Origin of the sequence: Pseudomonas sp. MWU16-30322, from assembly GCF_020515535.1 — a bacterium.
GTDB lineage: Bacteria > Pseudomonadota > Gammaproteobacteria > Pseudomonadales > Pseudomonadaceae > Aquipseudomonas > Aquipseudomonas fluorescens_H.
Map to the genome: position 1 here is coordinate 127008 of NZ_JAIWYL010000005.1, position 18570 is coordinate 145577.

Below are 18570 nucleotides of genomic sequence, written 5' to 3' on the forward strand. Positions count from 1 at the left end.
CCGCCGCTTTTTGTTAACATCGCCGCCATATAGAGCGCCCAGCGCCACCGACCTGTAGGAAGCCGCCCTGATGAGCCCAACGTTCGATGTCGTGGAACTCGCCACGACCTATGCCAACAAATCCGCCCAGGACATCCTGAAACTCGCCTTCGCCGAGTTCGGTGACGAGTTGTGGATATCTTTCAGTGGCGCCGAGGATGTGGTGCTGGTGGACATGGCCTGGAAGCTGAACAAGAACGTCAAGGTGTTCAGCCTCGACACCGGCCGCCTGCACCCGGAGACCTACCGTTTCATCGATCAGGTGCGTGAGCACTACAAGATCGATATCGAACTGGTGTCGCCGGACTACACAAAGCTGGAACCGTTCGTGAAGGAAAAAGGCCTGTTCAGTTTCTATAAAGATGGCCATGGCGAATGCTGCGGCATCCGCAAGATCGAACCACTGCGCCGCAAACTGTCCGGCGTCAAAGCGTGGGCCACCGGCCAGCGCCGCGACCAGAGCCCGGGTACCCGCAGCGCCGTGGCGGTGCTGGAAATCGACACCGCGTTCTCCACGCCCGAGCGCACCCTGTACAAATTCAACCCGCTGGCACAGATGACCAGCGAAGAGATCTGGGGCTACATCCGCATGCTTGAGCTGCCGTACAACAGCCTGCATGAACGCGGCTTCATCAGCATCGGTTGCGAACCGTGCACTCGTCCGGTCCTGCCAAACCAGCATGAGCGCGAAGGCCGCTGGTGGTGGGAAGAGGCGACGCAGAAAGAGTGCGGCCTGCATGCAGGGAATATCATCAGCAAGGCGTAAATCTCCGCCAATGATGTCTCCTCTGTAGGAGTGAGCCTGCTCGCGATAGCGGTGTGTCAGCCAAGAAATTCCTAGACTGATACACCGCTATCGCGAGCAGGCTCACTCCTACAGTGCTTTGTGAAACATTCCAAAATGTGTACACACGAATGTCACCATCGGTGCCATTTATGTGTGCACTTTTTGTTTTCGCGCCCTGAAAAGTTACATCCCTGCTGAACGCCCCTCTGCTTTACCTCCTCCGCAAAATCCCCCGTAAAAAATAAATAGCTGTTCAATTGGTCAATTTATAACCGCTTACTTTCAAGCACTTAGCATTCATCGATAACTTTTCGAAATGAGCACGGCGCTCCATAGACCGCTAACTGGCACAGATCTGGCTTTAGTGCATACATGTTTTGTATACAAAACTGCAAAACATCAATCCACACTTTCGATCCGCAAGCCTGAAGCGCCCTATCCCGTACAGGCTGCAGATGCCCCGTAACCAGTGATGTCTGCTGGCCGCGACGAAGATTTGTCGAGCCTGAGCGCTCATGCACAGTCATCGCGGCCCCGCCCATCAGGAGCCTGCCGGAATGCGTACAAGTCTCTCCAACAACATCGCGCTGAATCTGCCCGCCTCTGCCCTCGACCAGCCATTGCCCCACGATGGTCTGACTGAACCGTTACAACTGAGCCCCCGTCTGCACAACCGCGATCTGGCGCCGACCAAGGCCGAAGGTCGGCGTTGGGGCAAGTACAGCATTTTTGCCCTGTGGACCAACGATGTGCACAACATCGCCAACTACTCGTTCGCCATCGGTCTGTACGCGCTGGGCCTGGGGGGCTGGCAGATTCTGCTGTCGCTGGGGATCGGCGCGGCGCTGGTGTACTTCTTCATGAACCTGTCCGGCTACATGGGGCAGAAAACCGGTGTGCCGTTTCCGGTGATCAGCCGGATCAGTTTCGGCATCCACGGCGCGCAGATTCCGGCATTGATCCGGGCGGTGATCGCCATTGCCTGGTTCGGGATTCAGACGTATCTGGCGTCGGTGGTGTTTCGCGTGCTGCTGACAGCGATTCACCCCGGTTTCGCCGATTACGACCACAACTCGATCCTCGGCCTGTCGTCGCTGGGCTGGGTGTGTTTCGTGGCGATATGGTTCGTGCAGCTGGCGATTCTCGCCTACGGCATGGAAATGGTTCGCCGTTACGAGGCTTTTGCCGGCCCGGTGATTCTGCTGACCGTCGCCGCCCTCGCCGCGTGGATGTACACCCAGGCCAACGCCACGATTGCCTGGTCGATCCGCGAACCGCTGAGCGGTGGCGAGATGTGGCGCAACATCTTTGCCGGCGGCGCCTTGTGGCTGGCGATCTACGGCACGCTGATCCTCAATTTCTGTGACTTCGCCCGCTCCTCGCCGTGCCGCAAAACCATCAAGATCGGCAACTTCTGGGGCCTGCCGGTGAACATTCTGGTGTTCGCCACCATCACCGTCCTGCTCTGCGGTGCGCAATTTCAGATCAACGGGCGAATCATCGAAAGCCCGACCGAAATCATCGCTTCGATCCCCAACACGTTTTTCCTGGTACTGGGTTGCCTGGCGTTCCTGATCGTCACCGTGGCGGTGAACATCATGGCCAACTTCGTCGCCCCGGCGTTCGTCCTCAGCAACCTGGCGCCGAAGTACCTGACCTTCCGCCGCGCCGGGCTGATCAGCGCGACCATCGCCGTGCTGATCCTGCCGTGGAACCTCTACAACAGCCCGCTGGTGATCGTGTATTTCCTCTCCGGCCTCGGCGCCCTGCTCGGCCCGTTGTACGGGGTGATCATGGTCGACTACTGGTTGATCCGCAGAGGCCGGATCAACGTCCCGCAGTTGTACAGCGAAGATCCCAACGGCGCTTATTACTACAGCCGTGGAGTGAATTTCCGTGCCGTGGCGGCGTTCATTCCGGCAGCGTTGATCGCCATCGTCCTGGCGCTGGTGCCGGGCTTCCACAGCATCTCGCCGTTCTCCTGGCTGGTGGGCGCCGGCATTGCCGCGATGCTCTACCTGATCATCGCCAAACGTCAGCCGCACTACGCCGACGTCAGCGGCGAATCGATCGCCGTCGACAACGTCAGCCATTAACTTCCTTGCGGCCCGGATTTGGGCCGCTGAACTGCCCGCAATAAGGACTTCCCATGCGTATTCTTGTGGTCAACGTCAACACCACCGAATCTATCACCCAGGCCATCGCCCGCTCGGCGCAAGCGGTCGCTGCCCCGGGTACGGAAATCGTCGGCCTGACGCCGTTCTTCGGCGCCGATTCGGTGGAAGGCAATTTCGAAAGTTATCTGGCGGCCATCGCCGTGATGGATCGGGTGATGTCCTACGATCAACCGTTCGACGCGGTGATTCAGGCCGGTTACGGCGAACACGGCCGCGAAGGTTTGCAGGAATTGCTCAACGTGCCAGTGGTGGACATCACCGACGCCGCCGCCAGCACCGCGATGTTTCTTGGCCACGCCTATTCGGTGGTGACCACGCTGGATCGCACCGTGCCGCTGATCGAGGATCGGCTGAAGTTGTCGGGCCTGTGGGATCGCTGCGCGTCGGTGCGAGCCAGTGGCCTGGCGGTGCTGGAGCTGGAACATGAACCGCAGCGCGCACTGGAAGCCATCGTGCAGCAGGCGGAACTGGCGGTGACCCAGGACAAGGCCGAAGTGATTTGTCTGGGCTGCGGCGGCATGGCCGGGCTGGATGAACAGATTCGTCGCCGCACCGGGGTGCCGGTGGTGGATGGGGTGACGGCAGCGGTGACCATTGCTGAATCGCTGGTGCGGTTGGGGTTGTCGACGTCCAAGGTACGGACTTACGCGACACCACGGCCGAAGCAGATTATTGGCTGGGCGGAGCGGTTTGCTCGCTGAGTTCACAGACGAATACCGAGTCGTATCCTTCGCGAGCAAGCCCGCTCCCACATTGGATCTGTGGCGTTCACAAATCCAATGTGGGAGCGGGCTTGCTCGCGAATGGGTCAACTCGGTGCCACGTCTTGCTCAGAAAGCACTGAACCGCCGAGCCAACCCCTGCTGCGCAAATTGCTCAATCACAAAATCGACAAACGCCCGAGTCTTGCCCGGCAACAATTTATGCTCGGCGTAATAGATCGAAATGTTGCCGTCATCGATGTACCAGTCCGGCAGCACGCGCTGCAAGGTGCCCGCCTCGAGATAACCCACAGCAAACGGCATGCTCACCAGTGCAATCCCCAACCCCTGCGCTGCCGTGGCGCAGGCGGCTTCGGAGTCACTCATGGTCATGCGCGTCTTGAGGATCAAGGGCTGACAGAGCTGACTGCCGCCACTGATCAACTGCCAGGAGCGTACTCGACCGGTTTGCGGCGAACGAATCAGGATGCCATCGTGATGTTGCAGGTCATCCGGCTCAGCGATCGCCTCGTGCTGTTGCAGATAGTCCGCAGACGCCACCAACACGCGATGCGCGGGTGTCAATTTGCGTGCGACGACGCCTTGAGGCAACTCAAATCCCCCGCCAATCGCTGCATCGAAACCCTGCCCAATCAAATCGACCTGACGGTTATCAAAATGCCAGTCCGGGTTGATCGCCGGAAACCGACGAAGAAACTCTTGCAGCAGCGGCACAACATACAAACGCCCGAATACCGTGCCCATGCTGACTTTCAACGTCCCCGCCGGCAGTCCTTCCACACTAGAAAGATTGGCCACCGCATTCTGAATCGTCGTCAGACTGCCGCTGACCTGACTCAAAAATAGCTGGCCGGCCTCGGTCAGCGTAAGGCTGCGTGTACTACGCTGGAACAGCCGTACACCGAGCCGTCCCTCGAGCTTCGCCACACTCTTGCCGACGGCGGCCGGGGTCAGGCTCAAACGCCGGGCGGCTTCGGCAAAGCTGCCGACTTCGGCGCTGCGCACGAAGCATTCGATACTGCTGAAAGTTTCCATGATCGCCACTATAAACTTCTGGTTTACACAGACTATAGCAATCATGGTCTACACGGTTGTCGATGCGAGGCCGATACTCGGCTCCAACAACAAGGCACCCTGCCTTGAATTTCCTGGAGATCGAACATGACCACTCAACACCTCAGCGGCAAAGTCGCTCTGATTCAAGGCGGTTCCCGCGGTATCGGCGCCGCCATCGTCAAACGTCTGGCTGCTGAAGGCGCCGCCGTCGCTTTCACCTACGTCAGCTCCACCGCCAAGGCCGAAGAGTTGCAGAACAGCATCACCGCCACCGGCGGCAAAGCTTTGGCGATCAAGGCCGACAGCGCCGATGAAGCCGCTATCCGCAACGCCGTCAGCGCCACCGTCGAAGCCTTTGGCCGCCTGGATATTCTGGTGAACAACGCCGGCGTCCTGGCCATCGCACCGCTGGAAGATTTCAAACTGGAAGACTTCGACCAGACCCTGGCGATCAACGTTCGCAGCGTGTTCATCGCGTCTCAGGAAGCCGCCAAACACATGGGCGAAGGCTCGCGCATCGTCAACATCGGCAGCACCAACGCCGACCGCATGCCCTTCGGCGGTGGCGGTGTGTATGCAATGAGCAAATCGGCCCTGGTCGGTCTGACCAAAGGCCTGGCCCGCGACCTCGGCCCGCGCGGTATCACCATCAACAACGTGCAGCCCGGCCCGGTCGACACTGACATGAACCCGGCCCATGGCGAATTCGCCGAGAGCCTGATCCCGCTGATGGCGGTGGGCCGTTACGGCACCGCCGATGAAATCGCCGGTTTCGTCGCTTATCTGGTAGGCCCGGAAGCCGGTTACATCACCGGTGCCAGCCTGACCATCGACGGTGGTTTTGGCGCCTGATTGCGCTGAATCCCGGGTACAAAAAACGCCGCGCCTCTTTGCAGAGGGCGGCGTTTTTCATGCGTGCTTATTGGCTGATCAAGCCCAATCCAGCGCCGGCAAACCGCAGGCACTCGGGGTGAACGCCTTGAGCGTGCGCAGAATCCCGTCGGCATGCGCGTATTTTTCATCGGCCATGGCTGCATCCGGAATCGCAATGGCGGTCATCCCCGCCGCTTTGGCTGCTGTGACGCCAAACGGCGAATCCTCGAACACCAGACAATCCTCAGGTGCGACACCCAGACGCCGGGCAGCGGTGAGGAAGATGTCCGGCGCCGGTTTCGCCGCGCCGACTTCCGGGTCATCCGCCGTGACGATGAAATCGAACAGCGCAAACCAGTCACGGTGCAAGGTGGTTTTCTGGCCGAACGACTGCCGCGACGAACTGGTGCCCACGGCAATTGGAATGTTATGCGCCTTGAGGTGGCGAATCAGCTCCTCCGCGCCCGGCATCGCCTGGGCCTTGGGGAAGCGCTCACGCATCAGTGGCTCGCGGATCACCAGAAACTCTTCGGCGCTGATCGGCAGATCCAGCGCCTGCACCACGTAGTTCGCCAGATCATTGGCCCCGCGACCGATGATGTTCTGTTTGATGCTCCAGTCGAAAGTCCGCCCGTAACGTTCGGCGATGAGGGACGTAACCTCGGTGTAGATGCCTTCGGTGTCCAGCAGCAGACCGTCCATGTCGAAAATCACGGCCTTGATCGGGCCAAACGCCTTCATCGGTGCATTCATCATCGGATCCGTTATCAAAAACATCCCGGGCGGCGCAGTCGGCGCCGCTGCGCGGATCTGATTAATGGGTTCAGCAGCATAGCGAGGCCAGTGGACATTGAGCAACGGGCAATGTTTACGCCCGAGGATGAGTCACTGATATTTAGCGAAATCACCTACAGAAAACGCCTACTTTCCCGACTTCTTTCCATTTGATTCCCCGCAAAGTCCGCGAAGCTCTTTCACGCGGAATTTTAAGACTTTGGCGGAGCAAGAAATCGAACGCTGCGGTGAAATAACGGATGAAATTCAATATGAACTGTACGGCGTAGGGTGCGCCATTCACTTCCCATCAGAATCAGTAGGACTGTTTTATCGACCTTGACCTCGCGAGCAAACCGATCCGAATCAAAGGGACTGAAGTACAGGCCCCGGATATTGAAATTCAGTGCGTTATCGCGCTCGACTATCAAGACAACTTATTGCTCATCCTCATCCTCTTCATACTCCATATCCGCTTCATCCGCATCATTCAACGGTACCGTCGCATCATCCATCAACGACCCCGGATCCTCGTTCCCCGGATCATTGATAAACGGCAGACCGCTCGGGCCTTTTTCTTCCTTGCCTTCTGTTTCGGGAGTCATGGCAAACCTCTGCAGCTTGTGGGTTGTATAACGTTCGAAAAGTCCTACAGCCAATCGTTCCAGAGTCCGGCCGCCAGACACGAAAAACCCGGCGCGAGGCCGGGTTTGTTTTCGGTATTCAATCAATGGTGGCGGTTTTTATGTTTGTACTTGTTGTGCTTGTGACCACCGCCGGAATGCCCCTTCCCGCCGTCGCCCCCCAGATTGTTACCCACCGCTCCACCGGCCGCGCCGCCCAATCCGGCACCAATGGCGGAACCGGTGGAGCCGCCCAAGCTGTTGCCGACCACTGAGCCGCCGGCTGCGCCGAGGCCACCGCCGATGGCGGCTTCAGTGCGATTGTGTTTATTTGCTCCGACCGCGCCACCCGCCGCGCCGCCTACACCTGCGCCGACCGCCGCACCGGTGCTGCCGCCGAGCTGGCCACCGACCACATTCCCGAGCACACCGCCCAGTCCGCCACCGACGGCGGCGCTACCATCGCCGGCGGCCATCGCGCCTTGAGCGACCAGTAATCCGAAAAACAGTGCAGACAATGACAAACGCATTTGAACCTCACAGTTCCCGAATCGGGACGGTATGCCCACAGGGGCTCGTGTCAACTTTGAGAGGTTTTCCGGGAAAACGTTCAGCCATGAAAAAGCCCGGCATCGAGCCGGGCTTTTTCTGACAAGCGCTCGGTATCAGTGGCGCTTGTGACCTTTGGACAGGTTGGTGCCCACCGCACCACCTGCAGCGCCACCAAGGCCTGCGCCAATGGTCGCGCCATTTCTGCCGCCCAGGCTGTTGCCGATCACCGAACCACCGGCCGCGCCAACACCACCGCCGATAGCTGCTTTGGTCCGGCTGCCCTTGCCGGCTGCCATGGCACTGCCGGCCGCGCCTGCAACGCCGGCACCAATCGCTGCGCCCGTGCTGCCGCCCATTTTCTGGCCGACCACATTACCCAGCGCGCCACCCAGTCCGCCGCCGAGTGCAGCAGTGCCTTCACCGGCGACCGCACCTTGAGCAACCAGAAGCCCCAGAACCAGAGCAGGCAATGTTAGACGCATGAAAAAAACCTCAAAAATAGGGAGATCAAAAGGGGCCGAGATTGAAAGCTGCCGACGCGCTGAAGTCCAGAGAATTCAGCTGCCGCCGCGCACTTGGCGCCGATTGGACAGCGATTTTGCAAAAGGTTTTATCGCAGGCAAAAAAAAGCCCGCTGGGGAGACGGGCTGGAGACTTGCTTTCTAACGGATGGCTTCACCCTACGTCTGTGGACGTGAAAAGTTTGTGAAAAAATTCAGAATTTACCCCGTCGCTTGTAGGAGATTTCCCTACATAAACATCGGGCATAAAAAACCCCGTTCATAGACGGGGTCGTTCTGTCATCTATCACTTTCTCGATCGTGCCGAGACCTTCGGAAGAAACTTGGCTTTCGGCCCCTTGGGCGCAGTGGACTTGATCTTGCCGGTCTGAACCGGATCCTCGCCAAAACCCGCCTGATACTCCGTCTGGCCGCAGCGGACGCAGTTGTTGAATGAAAATTCGGCACCATCGTCTTCGATATACGGATCAGTCATAGCCTCTCCCCTTCGTAATAGATCGATACCGGCAAAGCCTTTTGCCTGAAAAAATATCGACCTCCAAGACTTTTGAGACTAGTCGGTCATTACTGGACTTGTGATTCAGATCGACTGATGCCCGACGAATGGCCTACATCCTTTCAACACCGGAACGAGCCATCGGTCTCATAGCGCTAAAGATTCCCGGCGACAGGCCGTTGCCCTCTTGCCTACAAATGAATCTCAAGGAGAGAACATGAAAATCAACGGATTCCCGGAAATGCCGGTCGTAAAACTCACGGACGAACAAATCGCTGCCGGCAAAGCCGCCGGTGAAAAATTCAAGGAAAAGCTCGCTTCAGGCGACATCACCATCACCTACCCGGACAAACCGATTCTGACCCCTGGCGTCATCTACCACCCGAGTCAGCCCGCCGATCCGACGCCCTCCACCGGCACCCCGCCGCTGGTAGCGATCGATACGCCGCTGACCTATGACGCCCATGGGCTTGTCATCCTCAAGCCACAGGGCTGACCGAAGGCAAAAAGCAAAAAGCCCATTCATCATCTGAATGGGCTCGCTTAAACCAGCTACTGCATCAACGCAACTTGACCGCCGTGCCCGTCGCGAACACGACAACCATACCGCCCTTGCCCGCTGGCATGCTGATCTCGAAATCCAGCCCGACCACCGCATCCGCCTGCAACGCCCGCGCCCGCTCCTTGATCTCGTCAGTCGCCTGAACCCGCGCCTCTTTCAATGCACGCTCCAGCGTCTGCGACCGCCCACCGAAAAAATCGCGCATGCCGGCAAACATGTCACGAATCACATTGACACCCTGCACCGACTCCGCGCTGACAATGTCCAGGTAAGCGGTGATCTGTCGGCCTTCGATGGCGTGAGTGGTGGAGATGATCATGGGAACAGTCCTTTTTTTTACGGATAAAGCGGTAATTGTAATGCGCTATGGCAAATCAGGCTGAGCACTTGCACGCATGTCTTCCGTGACGGATTAAAATCCAGATGCCAGAAACCACAAAACCCCTGATCTCTTTCGAAATCAGGGGTTTTGCGTATTGAATTTGGCGGTGAAGGAGAGATTCGAAACTACCCGTTTGCGTTTTTTTTAACATGCCCCCCCGGTTTATAAGGGCTGCAGAGGAGCGAGATTTTGAATCTCAGTCCCATGCCAGTCCCATGGGTTTTGCACACCAGGTTACAGAACAGGGTTGCGAAGGCTATATCGACGTTTCATGTTGACCCACGGGAAAAAGGTAATTTTGGTAATGCAGCATGAGGGGACCTTTGGAAGCCTTGAAAGTCGGGGCCTTGAGAGAATTCCGCAGAGGTAATAATTTAGTAAGTATGAGGTTAGAAAATTACCTTTCCCATGGGTAATCCCTGATAGCCCTCAATCCCAGTAAAATCGGGCACTTCAGAAAATATTACCCTCACCCTTACCTAAAATTACCCTTTGAGGTAATGACTGAAAGCCAAGCACCATAAGGGCTGTAGTCCACTTTCATCCCTCGCTTACCAAAATTACCCTTTTCCCACCCCACGTTTGAAAATATCCGTACGGCAAATCCCAAGCAACCGCTTTCGGGTCCAACCTGGAGCACTCTCGCTGCTATGCTGGTTTCTTTCAAATGGAGCCAGTACCAATGCCAAGAGAAGATGCTTTACCCGGGAGTTCGATGCGTGAGGTGTTCGATGTATTCCAGCGCGCGCATCAATGATACGCGCTCATCTTTTCATGACCGGGCCAACAATGCTGGTCGAGCAACGGACTTGAACCGTGGACCAAGGGATTATGAGCCCGAGTCAGACTACCCTGTTTGTTGGGAGAACCCAGCAATATCAGTGGTTCCAGAATGTATCTGTGTATATGTGCTGAATACAGAACTGCGTGAATTGGACGGATGTTGGACGGGGATTAGCTGCACCATTTAGTAAACTGTACGCGGCTCCAAACAGAAAAATCAGACTCAATAGTGTTATGCAGGTGATCGACGCCACCCCGATAGGGTTCGACCTCGGGTAGGAGGCTTCAGAGTGATTGTCTAGGTCTTCTACAAGGACTGCTGCCTTCGACTGGTTGTCCTCGTCGATGAGCTTCCTACAGGCGTTTACCAAATCGAGGCTCCATTGGGTTGAACGCTCCGTGTGATGCTTGGAAATCAATTGGAACAAAGTTCTGAAGGTTCTTATCTGGTCGTAGGTGTACGCAACGCCTCGAGCAAGTTTAGTCCCTAGCAAACCGATTTTTTCGGCGTTTGCCTCGAAAATCGGACTGGGTTGGTTGGGCATTTCATGCAATTCCAACGGCTCCGTCTTCTCCAGCAATGCATTCCTCGCCAGTAATGCACTCATCCCCTCAAGAGATATTTGCAGATTCGAAAGCGACGACATTATTGAACCCAGTTCACCAGCCAAGGCCGCTGCAATAGCCTTGCTATCTCTAAATCGACGGTAATCCTCGACGAAAAAATGTCCAAAAAATCCCACCAGAACTGCTGAAGTAAACGCGATAAGTGCCGGAGCAATGTTGTCCATAAACCCAGATCCATTTTATTCATTCATGTGAAAATCAAAGAATTGGGTGCAGCCCTTGTCTTTCGTGGCTTTCAGGACTTCTAGCCCGCAACCGCAAATCACCAATTTTGCCTTCACACCATGTCATCGTTTTTGAAAAAGCCCTGAAAATTCTGGTTTTCAAGGTTTTTGCTCAATGAAACCAGCGCCGCGCATCGCGCGTGTCTGCTGGTCATTCTGCACCCCGTCGAGTCACGGCGCTGCATTTTCCTGCAAATCGTTGCACAGGATGAAAAGGTGGTGAGCCTACGAAAGCGTAGACCCTGCTTATGTCGCAAGCCCGTTTGCATCACCTTCGGTATTACAAAAAAAAGGGACACAAAGCTCGTCGGCGGGAGGGGGATAAGTGATTTCTCGCGAGATTTTTTCTTCGTGCCAGAAGTTTTTCCAGGGCTACGCCAACACCAACAAACCCACCGACCTGGGGCCGTCGGGGCTGAGTTGCTGACCGTCAGTCGCGAGCTGCTGCAGCAGAGACTTTCGCTTGATAAGCTGTATGCGCATACAGTATTCCAATAAGCGCGGGTGGTGCGATGAATCGAGATTTTGCGGGCGGCATTGCCGATCGGGCATCGCTCATGGGCAACTGGCAAGGACTGTTGCTGGATAAAGAAGCACTGCTGAGTAAGCCGGGGACGCATCACAAGGCGCTGCTCAGGCAGGCCCACCAGTTGCACCAGGAACGGGTCATAGACGATGGCGAGTTATGCGACTTCCTGGAGCTAGCAGACGCCGCGCTGGCCTTCGCCATCGAATCACTGCACGACATCAAGACAGACGAGTAGAGGTCACCACATGCATATGCTGGTCACGCCGTTGCGTTTGCGCGGTGTACCGCTCACACCGAAAGAGCGCCGTCAGTACCCCGCGATCAGGTGCAACGTCATGGTCAATTCAACGATGTGTGACGTAATGGGCAGAGCGTCTAACCATGCACGCGCCGAGGTGGGCATGCCGCTAGACCCCGACCCGCTCCCACCATTGGTTGACGCTTCGCTGGCAGGAATGTCGGTTACGGGTTTCGTTATCTCTGGCATCGAGATAATCGACGGATGCGCTTATGCGCAATCCTGGTGGTGCCGTGAGGGATGAATATCAGCACTGTGAATCCGAAGAATCAACAGCAAAACAGGGGCCGAAGCCCCTGCCGAATCGATGATTATTCAAGCTGTTGATAGATTCGATACAAGCGTATTGACCAATAAGCCGTTTGCAGAATCCGGATTAACTCTTCTGGAATGAAGCGAGCAAGCAATCGATGCATGTTTATAAACCTCGAAAGTAAAATCTCAAACTTTCTCAGCACGAGAAAGCAGCTTTGTTCGCACTCAGAGATGCAGTAACCGATTACACCGAAGGATAATTAATTAAATTCCAACCAGAATTAATACACCTATAAGCGCAAGTTTTAACGGTAAATCATGAACCGTATGGTTGACTGCCACATTGGTACGCCCTAACCTTTCGAGTTGCGAGCTTCAAAAGCTGTAGGGCGTCGAGTACTGGAATCAATCTATCACAGGATTGGGGCTAGAAAACCACTTGTCGCTATCGTGGAAAGGCTGGGCACACGCCCGGCCTTTCTGCATTCTCCGCCGGCCGTAAGACGTTTTTTGGCCGGCCACTTCACCACAAATTGGCGAAACCTCGACAGTTAGCGGGTTTGCGGTGGCCGGCGCAAATACGTTGGTAGATACGATGTAATACAGCCGACTCTGTCAATATGCGAGTTGTATTCCTCTAGAGGTGTACAACGATCCGACGAACGGTAGTGGCCTGCGGGAAGTATATTTCTTGCCCGGGCGATAGTTGGTCTGGCCGGCCAAGGTTATCCACAGAGCCATGCAAGGATTCTTGCTTGGTTTTCACTCTAAATAATGAGTGATAACAGCGGCGTTACTCTTTTTATAGAGTAATTGGGGTCAACTTTAAGTTTAGCGCTGCGATTTTTTTAGCCCTCTCGATGAAGATCGTTGCATCACTCGGACTCGGCGCTGGGCCTGGTAAATGAGTGTGCGTTGAAAGCTGTGTGTTCAGCTCTTGCAGCAATGTGAGAGTTTCGCAAACGATCTGAAATAGATTCACCACATCAGACCCGATCCAGCTTTTCGGCGCCTTCATTCGCTGAGCAATGCCGGCGACGCTTTCACGCATGCCCTCGATTCGCTCCTGCATATCACCGCCTACCGTGGCGTTGTGCTTCTGACCCACAACCAAATTCAGATCCCGCCCCGTAGCCTGATGCATGTCGCCCACTGCAGCCAGGCTGGCCGACCCGCCCGACAGCAATTTGACCGCGCCCAGCGCCTCGATCTTTTTTACACCACCCACCGTCTCGTTCGAGTGGTCATCGACGACCTGCGTGTGGCTCTGGAACTGCTCGCGATTGTCCAGGGCTTCAATCTCGCGCTCGATCGCTTGATCCCGGATCTTGCCATCGGTCTGGCGTAACCAGTTGCCGTCCGCGTCGACCCGCTGCTGGGTGGTGCCGCTGTGCTGCCACACCTGGTCGCCTTTGGGCACCTTCGGCATGCTCAGCCCGTGAGGCAAAATCGATTGGATGTAGGGCTTGTTCGGTAGACCGTAGGCGAAGCACACCACAACCCGCGTCCCTTCCTCCGGAAAGGCGTAAAAGCCCATTTCCTCGCCACCGGTGGGCAGCGGCAGCGGTACACCGGTCAGCGGTGGCATGGCCGGATCTGGCGCGTCGTCAGGGCCGAGAACAACAATGTCCACCGCGTAGCGCGGACGGAAGTCGTCGCAAAGTCCGGCGTCCGTCGGCGCATCGGCCACGGCTGTGACCTGGGCGAATCGTGGCAGGTGATAACCGCCAGTGAGTTCGGGAAACTGGCGCTCTACAGCGCGGCGGATTGCGTCTTCCATCGGATAGCCATCTGGTCATTGGCGAGCGCCAAACTGGTGACGCGCTCGCCGGCGTTGATCGTTGCACCTGGTCGTAGCCCCGGAAGGGCCGCGACCATTGCGCTCTGGTTGCCTTGGTAGCCGTCGAACAGCTCCGTGGGGATTTGCAGCGGCGCCCGGGCGCCAAAAAAACTGTCGGCCCAACTGCCGGCGAACACTTCGCCGTTGCCCAGCTGGTGCCAGGTGAAGTCCGGAATGCTGAACACGCGGGCCAGACTGTCCATCGCCTGGTAGCCGGCGCCGAGGCTGTAGAAATACGGTGTTTTCATGCCGGCATAGGGTTGATCCGGAACACGAAAACGCAGGCCGGTCTGCTCACTGATAGCGGCCAGTACGGCGCGCAGGTCAACGTGACGCAGATTCAGCGGCAAGGGGTTGGCTAGCACAGCGGCCAGCTCGCGGCAGAACAGCACCTGCTCCACCGCGTTAGCGGCGGTGCAACGCTCGACGTAGCCGATGAAATGGCGCTGCAGCGTCCGATCGTTGTAGCCGATATCCAGCGTCACCAGTCCTTTCAGCGGCTCGGCAGACTGCACCGTAAAATTCGCGCGCCCTGGACTGGTGGCGTCCAGGCGAACGTCTTCTTTGACCAAGGGAACCGGCGTGCCATTGATCGACAGAACTTTGTGCAGCTTCACTTCTGCTCACTCCCCAGCCACTTGTCCACACGGCCCAGCACCTTTTCAAATCCGCTCAATTCCGGATTGTCGCCGGAGCCGGAGCCGCCGCCCTCCCCGACCCCGCTGCCCGGGGCGCCCTGGGCGTCAACCTTGTTGCCGGCGCGTCGTCCCTCGACCTTTTCCGGGTTCGATTCGCGCTCGCTGAGGGTGAATTGCACCAGCCAGGCTTTCAGGGTGTCCGCCTCCCGGGCGCTGACACCTTCGGAGAACTCCACCTGACGCACGCCGAAGGCCTCGGCGGTGTCATTCACCACGCGGTACAAATGGAGCTGGCCACCGCTTGCCGTGGCTTCGGCCATGCGCATCAGGTCAGTCAACTGCTCCCGATCGACGAAGGGGATCATCAACGACACGGCCAGCGTCTTGGGCTTGAAGCCCTTGTGCGCCTTGTCGGTGTTGCTGGTCTGCCCGGACATGTCGCCGCTTTCAATTCGCAGGTTGGCTGTGACTTTGAGGTTCTTCCCCTGGACTTTCTGCCCGTCGAGTAACAGCGTCATAGGCCCACCAGCTCCTGTACAAAACTCAGCCCTTCCTTGGTGCCGACCAACAGCATTCCCGCGCACTGCACCCATTCATGACCCGGCGCGTCACCGCTCAGCAACTCCTGGCGCAGCTCGCTGGAGTTACCCGGGCCGATCAGGCGTGCGCGGATGCTGACATCCGGATTGCCCTCGGCCAGCAGATTTTTCAGGTCAGCCAGTTGTTGATCCCGGCCCTTTTGCTGGGCGACTTTGCGAGCGGCCAGCGCTGCCAGATCGCCCAGCGGCGAGCTATCGGCGGCGTAGCCCTCCAGCACGGCCAACTGGCCGGCCATGGACTGTTTCGCGGCCCTCACCACCGTGCAGCGTTCCAGCGGCAGCGCTTGCCAGCGCGGGAGCGGGCCGGCGCCGGGAATCTCCCACTTGTCGCTCTCAAGTTTCATCAAGTGCTGGGCGCGCCGCTCCGTGCGCACCAGGTCGGGAATCGGCAGCAATGCATTGAATCGGGACAGGCCGCTGGCCAACTGTTCCAGGCGCGTGCCCAGGAATAGGATCGACAAGGCATATTGCGGCCCCGCCGGACGCCCGTTGTCGGTCGCGTCCTCCAGCTTTCTGGCGAGGTGTTCCAGCACGTTCGGCGCCGACAGGAAACGTTGATAGCCTTGGCCCTGGCCGATACCACTTTGAAACGGCGTCACCACCAGGCACGCCGGCACCTGGCCCAGTTGATCGGCCAACGCCGCCCGACCGGCTTCAATGCCGCCTTTCGCGGCATCCGCGACTGGCCCCGGGTTGGTGTTGGTCAGCCCGTCCAGACCGGCCAGCCGTTGCGCGGTGCTGGTCAGCTCGCCGGTGGCCAGATCCTTGGCGGCGGACAGTCCGCCCATCCATTGCGTGGCCTGCTCCGGCCATTGCATCGTCACCGGTGCCCAATTCATGCCGGCGGCGTCCAGGTGATGGCTTTCATGGCCTTGAGGTTCTTGTCTTTCAGCGCTTTATCCACAGCCTGACGCAACGATTCCGCGCACTGCTGGGCAGCCTGGCGAAAGCGCACCAGGTCATGACTGACCTTCTGCAACTGGGCGATAGTGTGAGGCCGGAAAGCCAGCTCCTGGTCGACGCCGGTACACGGGTAAACGTCATCGAGTCCCAGCAACACCTGGGCGTTCAGGTTAACCTGGTCATCGATGGCGCTGCTGTAGCGGTGCACGTCGCCCAAGGCGCTGGAGTTGAATCCGCCGGCGACGTACTCGGCGCAGTCGGCCCCGATCATCTGCAGCTTTTTGTCCCGCAGCGCAGCCAGCACGGCATCAATGTCATCGACCCATCCGCCGTTCTTCCAGATCTGATTCGGCCCAGGCTTATTCATGGTGTGCCCCGCCGGCACCGGTTCGAAACCTTCGAGCGTGCGCGGCTCGCCGGTCGCGGTGCTGTACACCACGACGCCGCCGAAGTAGTCCACAAGCTGCCAGGCGCTGCCGTTCCACCACGCGGCTTTGTGTTCGGGGATCGGCGGCGGCGCGGTTTCCACGCAGCCGCCGGGGATCATGTACACGCCCGGTTCCAGCGGCGATTCGTCCGCCTTCACTGCACCGACGAGGATGCCCAGGTGGTTGGTTTGATACACGAGTTTTTCGGTCATGCTCGATCTCAATACTTGATGCAGAAAAGAAGGGCCATGTTTCTAGGCCGGGTTTCGGATCCGCCAGCGGCGGCGACGGTCACGCCGTGGGTGTGCGCGCCGCCGGCGCCGATCCCAACGTTGTGCGCGTGGTTGCCGGCGGCATCCATTCCGACGGTGTGCTGGTGATGCCCTGCCCAGGACGTTTCTTGAGCACCCGCAGCCTGCTTAATGGTGTTCGGCCCACCCGCACCTTGACCGATACCGGGCGCACCTGGCGCACTGTGGGAGTGATTACCCTGCGCATCAGTCCAGGCACGGTGGGCGTGGTTACCTTGAGCATCCGTCCAAGCGGTATGGGCGTGGTCACCTACGGCAGCGGCAGTAGCCGTGTGAGTGTGGGACTGCATCAGCATGTCTTGAAAGGAGCCAAGCACCCGCGAAGGATCAAGACCACGACCGTCGTCTTTGCCACGAAGGAACAGACCTCGCAGATCCGGCACGCCGAAGGTCGTGGAACCATCACCCTCATCAAACACAATGCCGATGCGCGCAAACAATGCGGCGTAGGTCGTGCGAGACACTACGGCACCGTTGCACCTGAGCCAGCCCGGTGGCGGGACGTCCATGGCAAACGGAGCGACCATGCCGGCCATCGAATCGCCGACCTGTGTTTTCAGCTTGTTCAGTGCGGCAGTGGTGGCGAGGATTTCGCTACTGTTGGTGTCCGGATCGTCGCTCTTGGCGTTCGGCAAGTTGCCCAGCTTCACGTCTTCTTTTGTCGTGGCCCGGGCGCGCAGGTTGGCGTAGTCACCATCACGCGCTGCGAAGTGCTGGACGAGCGGCCCACCGATCGGCTCGGGCTGTCGTTCGTCCCAAAAAGCCGTGGGGGACGTGTAATGGGCGATCGGCACGCAGTAGTGGCGCACGCCCGCCGAGTCGGTGTAGTCGGCCTTTTCGCCGTAGACGACTTTCCACGTTGCCACTCGATCGTTTAACTGGCGTTCCAGGCAAACGTCGAGGGTGATTTTTCCAGCGGGGATAATACCGGTGAAGGCCCAAGGCTTTGACATGAACACCCGGATGCCTTCGATATAGGCCGTGCCGGCGCCCAACTGCAACCCGCTTTCACTCTTCCCGAATGCCAGTGAGTTCCCGAAGAAACAGGCGCGCCCGTAAATCTCCCGATTGCTCAGGCGCTCGCGCTCATCGATGCCGGCCAGACGCACCGTAAAATCGTGCTGCCAGGTGCTGGCATCGATCGTTACGCCGGTCAGTGCCTGGGCACCATCGAAGGCCACCAGAAAGTTGCGGGTGACGTTGTTGCCGATCTGCAGCGGCGGGATGTTCTTGCGCTTCTGCTGCAGCGGCACATAGGACACGGCGAACAACAGGCCGTCTTCATCTTCCAGGCCGACCCAGTTGAAGTCCCAGTCGCCAATGTCGGAACCCAGTTGGGCGCTGTACACGACCTGGTTGGGATTCACGAATCCGGCGTTTTCCTTGGGAATGTCATAGGTCTGCACGATCTGCCCTGCGGGGGGCTTGCCGGCGGCACGATCCACCGGGGCTTCGGTGATCAGCCCGGGCACGTTGGCAAAAATGAATTTCGTGATGACCAGGGGCTTTTTCTGGCTTTGTTTCAGGGCGATCTGGCCTTCACCGGCCAACGTAATACTGGCGCTCACAGT

At 58.0% G+C, this 18570-nt stretch carries 21 protein-coding genes; 7 read left to right on the top strand and 14 right to left on the bottom strand.

Features of this window, described 5'->3' with window-relative positions; translation table 11 throughout:
- The first annotated feature begins 70 nt into the window (after nucleotides 1-70).
- From LCH64_RS11575 to LCH64_RS11585, 3 genes are all read left to right on the top strand, one after another.
- Nucleotides 71-805 (top strand): phosphoadenylyl-sulfate reductase, encoded by a 735-nt coding sequence (locus tag LCH64_RS11575; protein ID WP_003223260.1) that lies wholly within the window; start codon nucleotides 71-73, stop codon nucleotides 803-805.
- A 578-nt stretch (nucleotides 806-1383) separates the two neighbouring features.
- Nucleotides 1384-2922: an NCS1 family nucleobase:cation symporter-1 gene (locus LCH64_RS11580; protein WP_226500327.1), complete on the top strand. Its 1539-nt coding sequence runs from the start codon at nucleotides 1384-1386 to the stop codon at nucleotides 2920-2922.
- A gap of 53 nt (nucleotides 2923-2975) precedes the next feature.
- Nucleotides 2976-3704 carry an aspartate/glutamate racemase family protein gene (locus LCH64_RS11585; protein WP_047292982.1) on the top strand — a complete coding sequence of 243 codons (729 nt, stop codon included), beginning with the start codon at nucleotides 2976-2978 and terminating at the stop codon, nucleotides 3702-3704.
- Between the two features lie 129 nt (nucleotides 3705-3833).
- Here LCH64_RS11585 and LCH64_RS11590 read toward each other — a convergent pair whose 3' ends face one another.
- Nucleotides 3834-4760, bottom strand: a complete 927-nt coding sequence (locus LCH64_RS11590; RefSeq protein WP_226500328.1) for a LysR family transcriptional regulator — start codon at nucleotides 4758-4760, stop codon at nucleotides 3834-3836.
- A 126-nt stretch (nucleotides 4761-4886) separates the two neighbouring features.
- Here LCH64_RS11590 and LCH64_RS11595 point away from each other — a divergent pair, with 126 nt between their 5' ends.
- Nucleotides 4887-5633, top strand: coding sequence for a 3-oxoacyl-ACP reductase family protein (locus tag LCH64_RS11595; protein ID WP_003223256.1), 747 nt, complete (start codon nucleotides 4887-4889; stop codon nucleotides 5631-5633).
- Nucleotides 5634-5711: 78 nt separating this feature from the next.
- Here the strand turns inward: LCH64_RS11595 and LCH64_RS11600 are convergent, their stop codons facing one another.
- The 5 genes from LCH64_RS11600 to LCH64_RS11620 form a co-directional block, all read right to left on the bottom strand.
- Nucleotides 5712-6407, bottom strand: coding sequence for an HAD-IA family hydrolase (locus tag LCH64_RS11600; protein ID WP_003223254.1), 696 nt, complete (start codon nucleotides 6405-6407; stop codon nucleotides 5712-5714).
- 458 nt (nucleotides 6408-6865) lie between these two features.
- Nucleotides 6866-7033, bottom strand: coding sequence for a hypothetical protein (locus LCH64_RS11605; protein ID WP_003223252.1), 168 nt, complete (start codon nucleotides 7031-7033; stop codon nucleotides 6866-6868).
- Between the two features lie 122 nt (nucleotides 7034-7155).
- Complete coding sequence (locus LCH64_RS11610; RefSeq protein ID WP_103485841.1) at nucleotides 7156-7581, bottom strand: YMGG-like glycine zipper-containing protein; 426 nt, start codon at nucleotides 7579-7581, stop codon at nucleotides 7156-7158.
- Between the two features lie 135 nt (nucleotides 7582-7716).
- The gene (locus LCH64_RS11615) at nucleotides 7717-8085 is read right to left on the bottom strand and encodes a hypothetical protein (RefSeq protein WP_045122356.1); all 369 of its coding nucleotides are present in this window, start codon (nucleotides 8083-8085) and stop codon (nucleotides 7717-7719) included.
- A gap of 325 nt (nucleotides 8086-8410) precedes the next feature.
- Nucleotides 8411-8599, bottom strand: coding sequence for a hypothetical protein (locus tag LCH64_RS11620; RefSeq protein ID WP_103521257.1), 189 nt, complete (start codon nucleotides 8597-8599; stop codon nucleotides 8411-8413).
- 238 nt (nucleotides 8600-8837) lie between these two features.
- Here LCH64_RS11620 and LCH64_RS11625 point away from each other — a divergent pair, with 238 nt between their 5' ends.
- The gene (locus LCH64_RS11625) at nucleotides 8838-9116 is read left to right on the top strand and encodes a hypothetical protein (RefSeq protein WP_064586734.1); all 279 of its coding nucleotides are present in this window, start codon (nucleotides 8838-8840) and stop codon (nucleotides 9114-9116) included.
- A 64-nt stretch (nucleotides 9117-9180) separates the two neighbouring features.
- On the opposite strand, the gene LCH64_RS11630 is transcribed toward LCH64_RS11625, so the two are convergent.
- Both LCH64_RS11630 and LCH64_RS11635 read right to left on the bottom strand, forming a co-directional pair.
- Entirely contained in the window at nucleotides 9181-9501 is a 321-nt protein-coding gene (locus LCH64_RS11630) for a YbjQ family protein (protein WP_027613311.1), read from the bottom strand.
- A 941-nt stretch (nucleotides 9502-10442) separates the two neighbouring features.
- Complete coding sequence (locus tag LCH64_RS11635; protein WP_226500329.1) at nucleotides 10443-11138, bottom strand: hypothetical protein; 696 nt, start codon at nucleotides 11136-11138, stop codon at nucleotides 10443-10445.
- Between the two features lie 572 nt (nucleotides 11139-11710).
- On the opposite strand from LCH64_RS11635, the gene LCH64_RS11640 reads away from it, so the two are divergent.
- Nucleotides 11711-11962: a hypothetical protein gene (locus LCH64_RS11640; protein ID WP_346269175.1), complete on the top strand. Its 252-nt coding sequence runs from the start codon at nucleotides 11711-11713 to the stop codon at nucleotides 11960-11962.
- 10 nt (nucleotides 11963-11972) lie between these two features.
- The gene (locus LCH64_RS11645; protein WP_226500330.1) at nucleotides 11973-12269 is read left to right on the top strand and encodes a hypothetical protein; all 297 of its coding nucleotides are present in this window, start codon (nucleotides 11973-11975) and stop codon (nucleotides 12267-12269) included.
- An 813-nt stretch (nucleotides 12270-13082) separates the two neighbouring features.
- Here LCH64_RS11645 and LCH64_RS11650 read toward each other — a convergent pair.
- Genes LCH64_RS11650 through LCH64_RS11675 form a run of 6 tightly spaced genes read right to left on the bottom strand, consistent with a single transcriptional unit; the run spans nucleotide 13083 to nucleotide 18567 of the window.
- A complete protein-coding gene (locus LCH64_RS11650) occupies nucleotides 13083-14060 on the bottom strand; it encodes a hypothetical protein (protein ID WP_226500331.1) in 978 nt (325 codons plus the stop codon).
- Nucleotides 14033-14737 carry a hypothetical protein gene (locus tag LCH64_RS11655; RefSeq protein WP_226500332.1) on the bottom strand — a complete coding sequence of 235 codons (705 nt, stop codon included), beginning with the start codon at nucleotides 14735-14737 and terminating at the stop codon, nucleotides 14033-14035. The genes LCH64_RS11650 and LCH64_RS11655 overlap by 28 nt, the downstream gene beginning before the upstream one ends.
- Nucleotides 14734-15276 (bottom strand): DNA-binding protein, encoded by a 543-nt coding sequence (locus LCH64_RS11660; RefSeq protein WP_226500333.1) that lies wholly within the window; start codon nucleotides 15274-15276, stop codon nucleotides 14734-14736. The genes LCH64_RS11655 and LCH64_RS11660 overlap by 4 nt, the downstream gene beginning before the upstream one ends.
- Nucleotides 15273-16196, bottom strand: coding sequence for a hypothetical protein (locus LCH64_RS11665; protein ID WP_226500334.1), 924 nt, complete (start codon nucleotides 16194-16196; stop codon nucleotides 15273-15275). Before LCH64_RS11665 ends, LCH64_RS11660 begins: the two co-directional genes overlap by 4 nt.
- Nucleotides 16193-16900 (bottom strand): hypothetical protein, encoded by a 708-nt coding sequence (locus LCH64_RS11670; RefSeq protein ID WP_226500335.1) that lies wholly within the window; start codon nucleotides 16898-16900, stop codon nucleotides 16193-16195. The genes LCH64_RS11665 and LCH64_RS11670 overlap by 4 nt, the downstream gene beginning before the upstream one ends.
- An 8-nt stretch (nucleotides 16901-16908) precedes the next feature.
- Nucleotides 16909-18567 (bottom strand): phage tail protein, encoded by a 1659-nt coding sequence (locus LCH64_RS11675; RefSeq protein ID WP_226500336.1) that lies wholly within the window; start codon nucleotides 18565-18567, stop codon nucleotides 16909-16911.
- Between the last annotated feature and the right edge of the window lie 3 nt (nucleotides 18568-18570).

What these genes read in the sequence shown, in the direction of transcription:
- LCH64_RS11575 (WP_003223260.1), top strand. Translation starts at nt 71, where the DNA reads ATGAGCCCAACGTTCGATGTCGTGGAACTCGCCACGACCTATGCCAAC.
- LCH64_RS11580 (WP_226500327.1), top strand. Translation starts at nt 1,384, where the DNA reads ATGCGTACAAGTCTCTCCAACAACATCGCGCTGAATCTGCCCGCCTCT.
- LCH64_RS11585 (WP_047292982.1), top strand. Translation starts at nt 2,976, where the DNA reads ATGCGTATTCTTGTGGTCAACGTCAACACCACCGAATCTATCACCCAG.
- LCH64_RS11590 (WP_226500328.1), bottom strand. Translation starts at nt 4,760, where the DNA reads ATGGAAACTTTCAGCAGTATCGAATGCTTCGTGCGCAGCGCCGAAGTC.
- LCH64_RS11595 (WP_003223256.1), top strand. Translation starts at nt 4,887, where the DNA reads ATGACCACTCAACACCTCAGCGGCAAAGTCGCTCTGATTCAAGGCGGT.
- LCH64_RS11600 (WP_003223254.1), bottom strand. Translation starts at nt 6,407, where the DNA reads ATGAATGCACCGATGAAGGCGTTTGGCCCGATCAAGGCCGTGATTTTC.
- LCH64_RS11605 (WP_003223252.1), bottom strand. Translation starts at nt 7,033, where the DNA reads ATGACTCCCGAAACAGAAGGCAAGGAAGAAAAAGGCCCGAGCGGTCTG.
- LCH64_RS11610 (WP_103485841.1), bottom strand. Translation starts at nt 7,581, where the DNA reads ATGCGTTTGTCATTGTCTGCACTGTTTTTCGGATTACTGGTCGCTCAA.
- LCH64_RS11615 (WP_045122356.1), bottom strand. Translation starts at nt 8,085, where the DNA reads ATGCGTCTAACATTGCCTGCTCTGGTTCTGGGGCTTCTGGTTGCTCAA.
- LCH64_RS11620 (WP_103521257.1), bottom strand. Translation starts at nt 8,599, where the DNA reads ATGACTGATCCGTATATCGAAGACGATGGTGCCGAATTTTCATTCAAC.
- LCH64_RS11625 (WP_064586734.1), top strand. Translation starts at nt 8,838, where the DNA reads ATGAAAATCAACGGATTCCCGGAAATGCCGGTCGTAAAACTCACGGAC.
- LCH64_RS11630 (WP_027613311.1), bottom strand. Translation starts at nt 9,501, where the DNA reads ATGATCATCTCCACCACTCACGCCATCGAAGGCCGACAGATCACCGCT.
- LCH64_RS11635 (WP_226500329.1), bottom strand. Translation starts at nt 11,138, where the DNA reads ATGGACAACATTGCTCCGGCACTTATCGCGTTTACTTCAGCAGTTCTG.
- LCH64_RS11640 (WP_346269175.1), top strand. Translation starts at nt 11,711, where the DNA reads ATGAATCGAGATTTTGCGGGCGGCATTGCCGATCGGGCATCGCTCATG.
- LCH64_RS11645 (WP_226500330.1), top strand. Translation starts at nt 11,973, where the DNA reads ATGCATATGCTGGTCACGCCGTTGCGTTTGCGCGGTGTACCGCTCACA.
- LCH64_RS11650 (WP_226500331.1), bottom strand. Translation starts at nt 14,060, where the DNA reads ATGGAAGACGCAATCCGCCGCGCTGTAGAGCGCCAGTTTCCCGAACTC.
- LCH64_RS11660 (WP_226500333.1), bottom strand. Translation starts at nt 15,276, where the DNA reads ATGACGCTGTTACTCGACGGGCAGAAAGTCCAGGGGAAGAACCTCAAA.
- LCH64_RS11665 (WP_226500334.1), bottom strand. Translation starts at nt 16,196, where the DNA reads ATGAATTGGGCACCGGTGACGATGCAATGGCCGGAGCAGGCCACGCAA.
- LCH64_RS11670 (WP_226500335.1), bottom strand. Translation starts at nt 16,900, where the DNA reads ATGACCGAAAAACTCGTGTATCAAACCAACCACCTGGGCATCCTCGTC.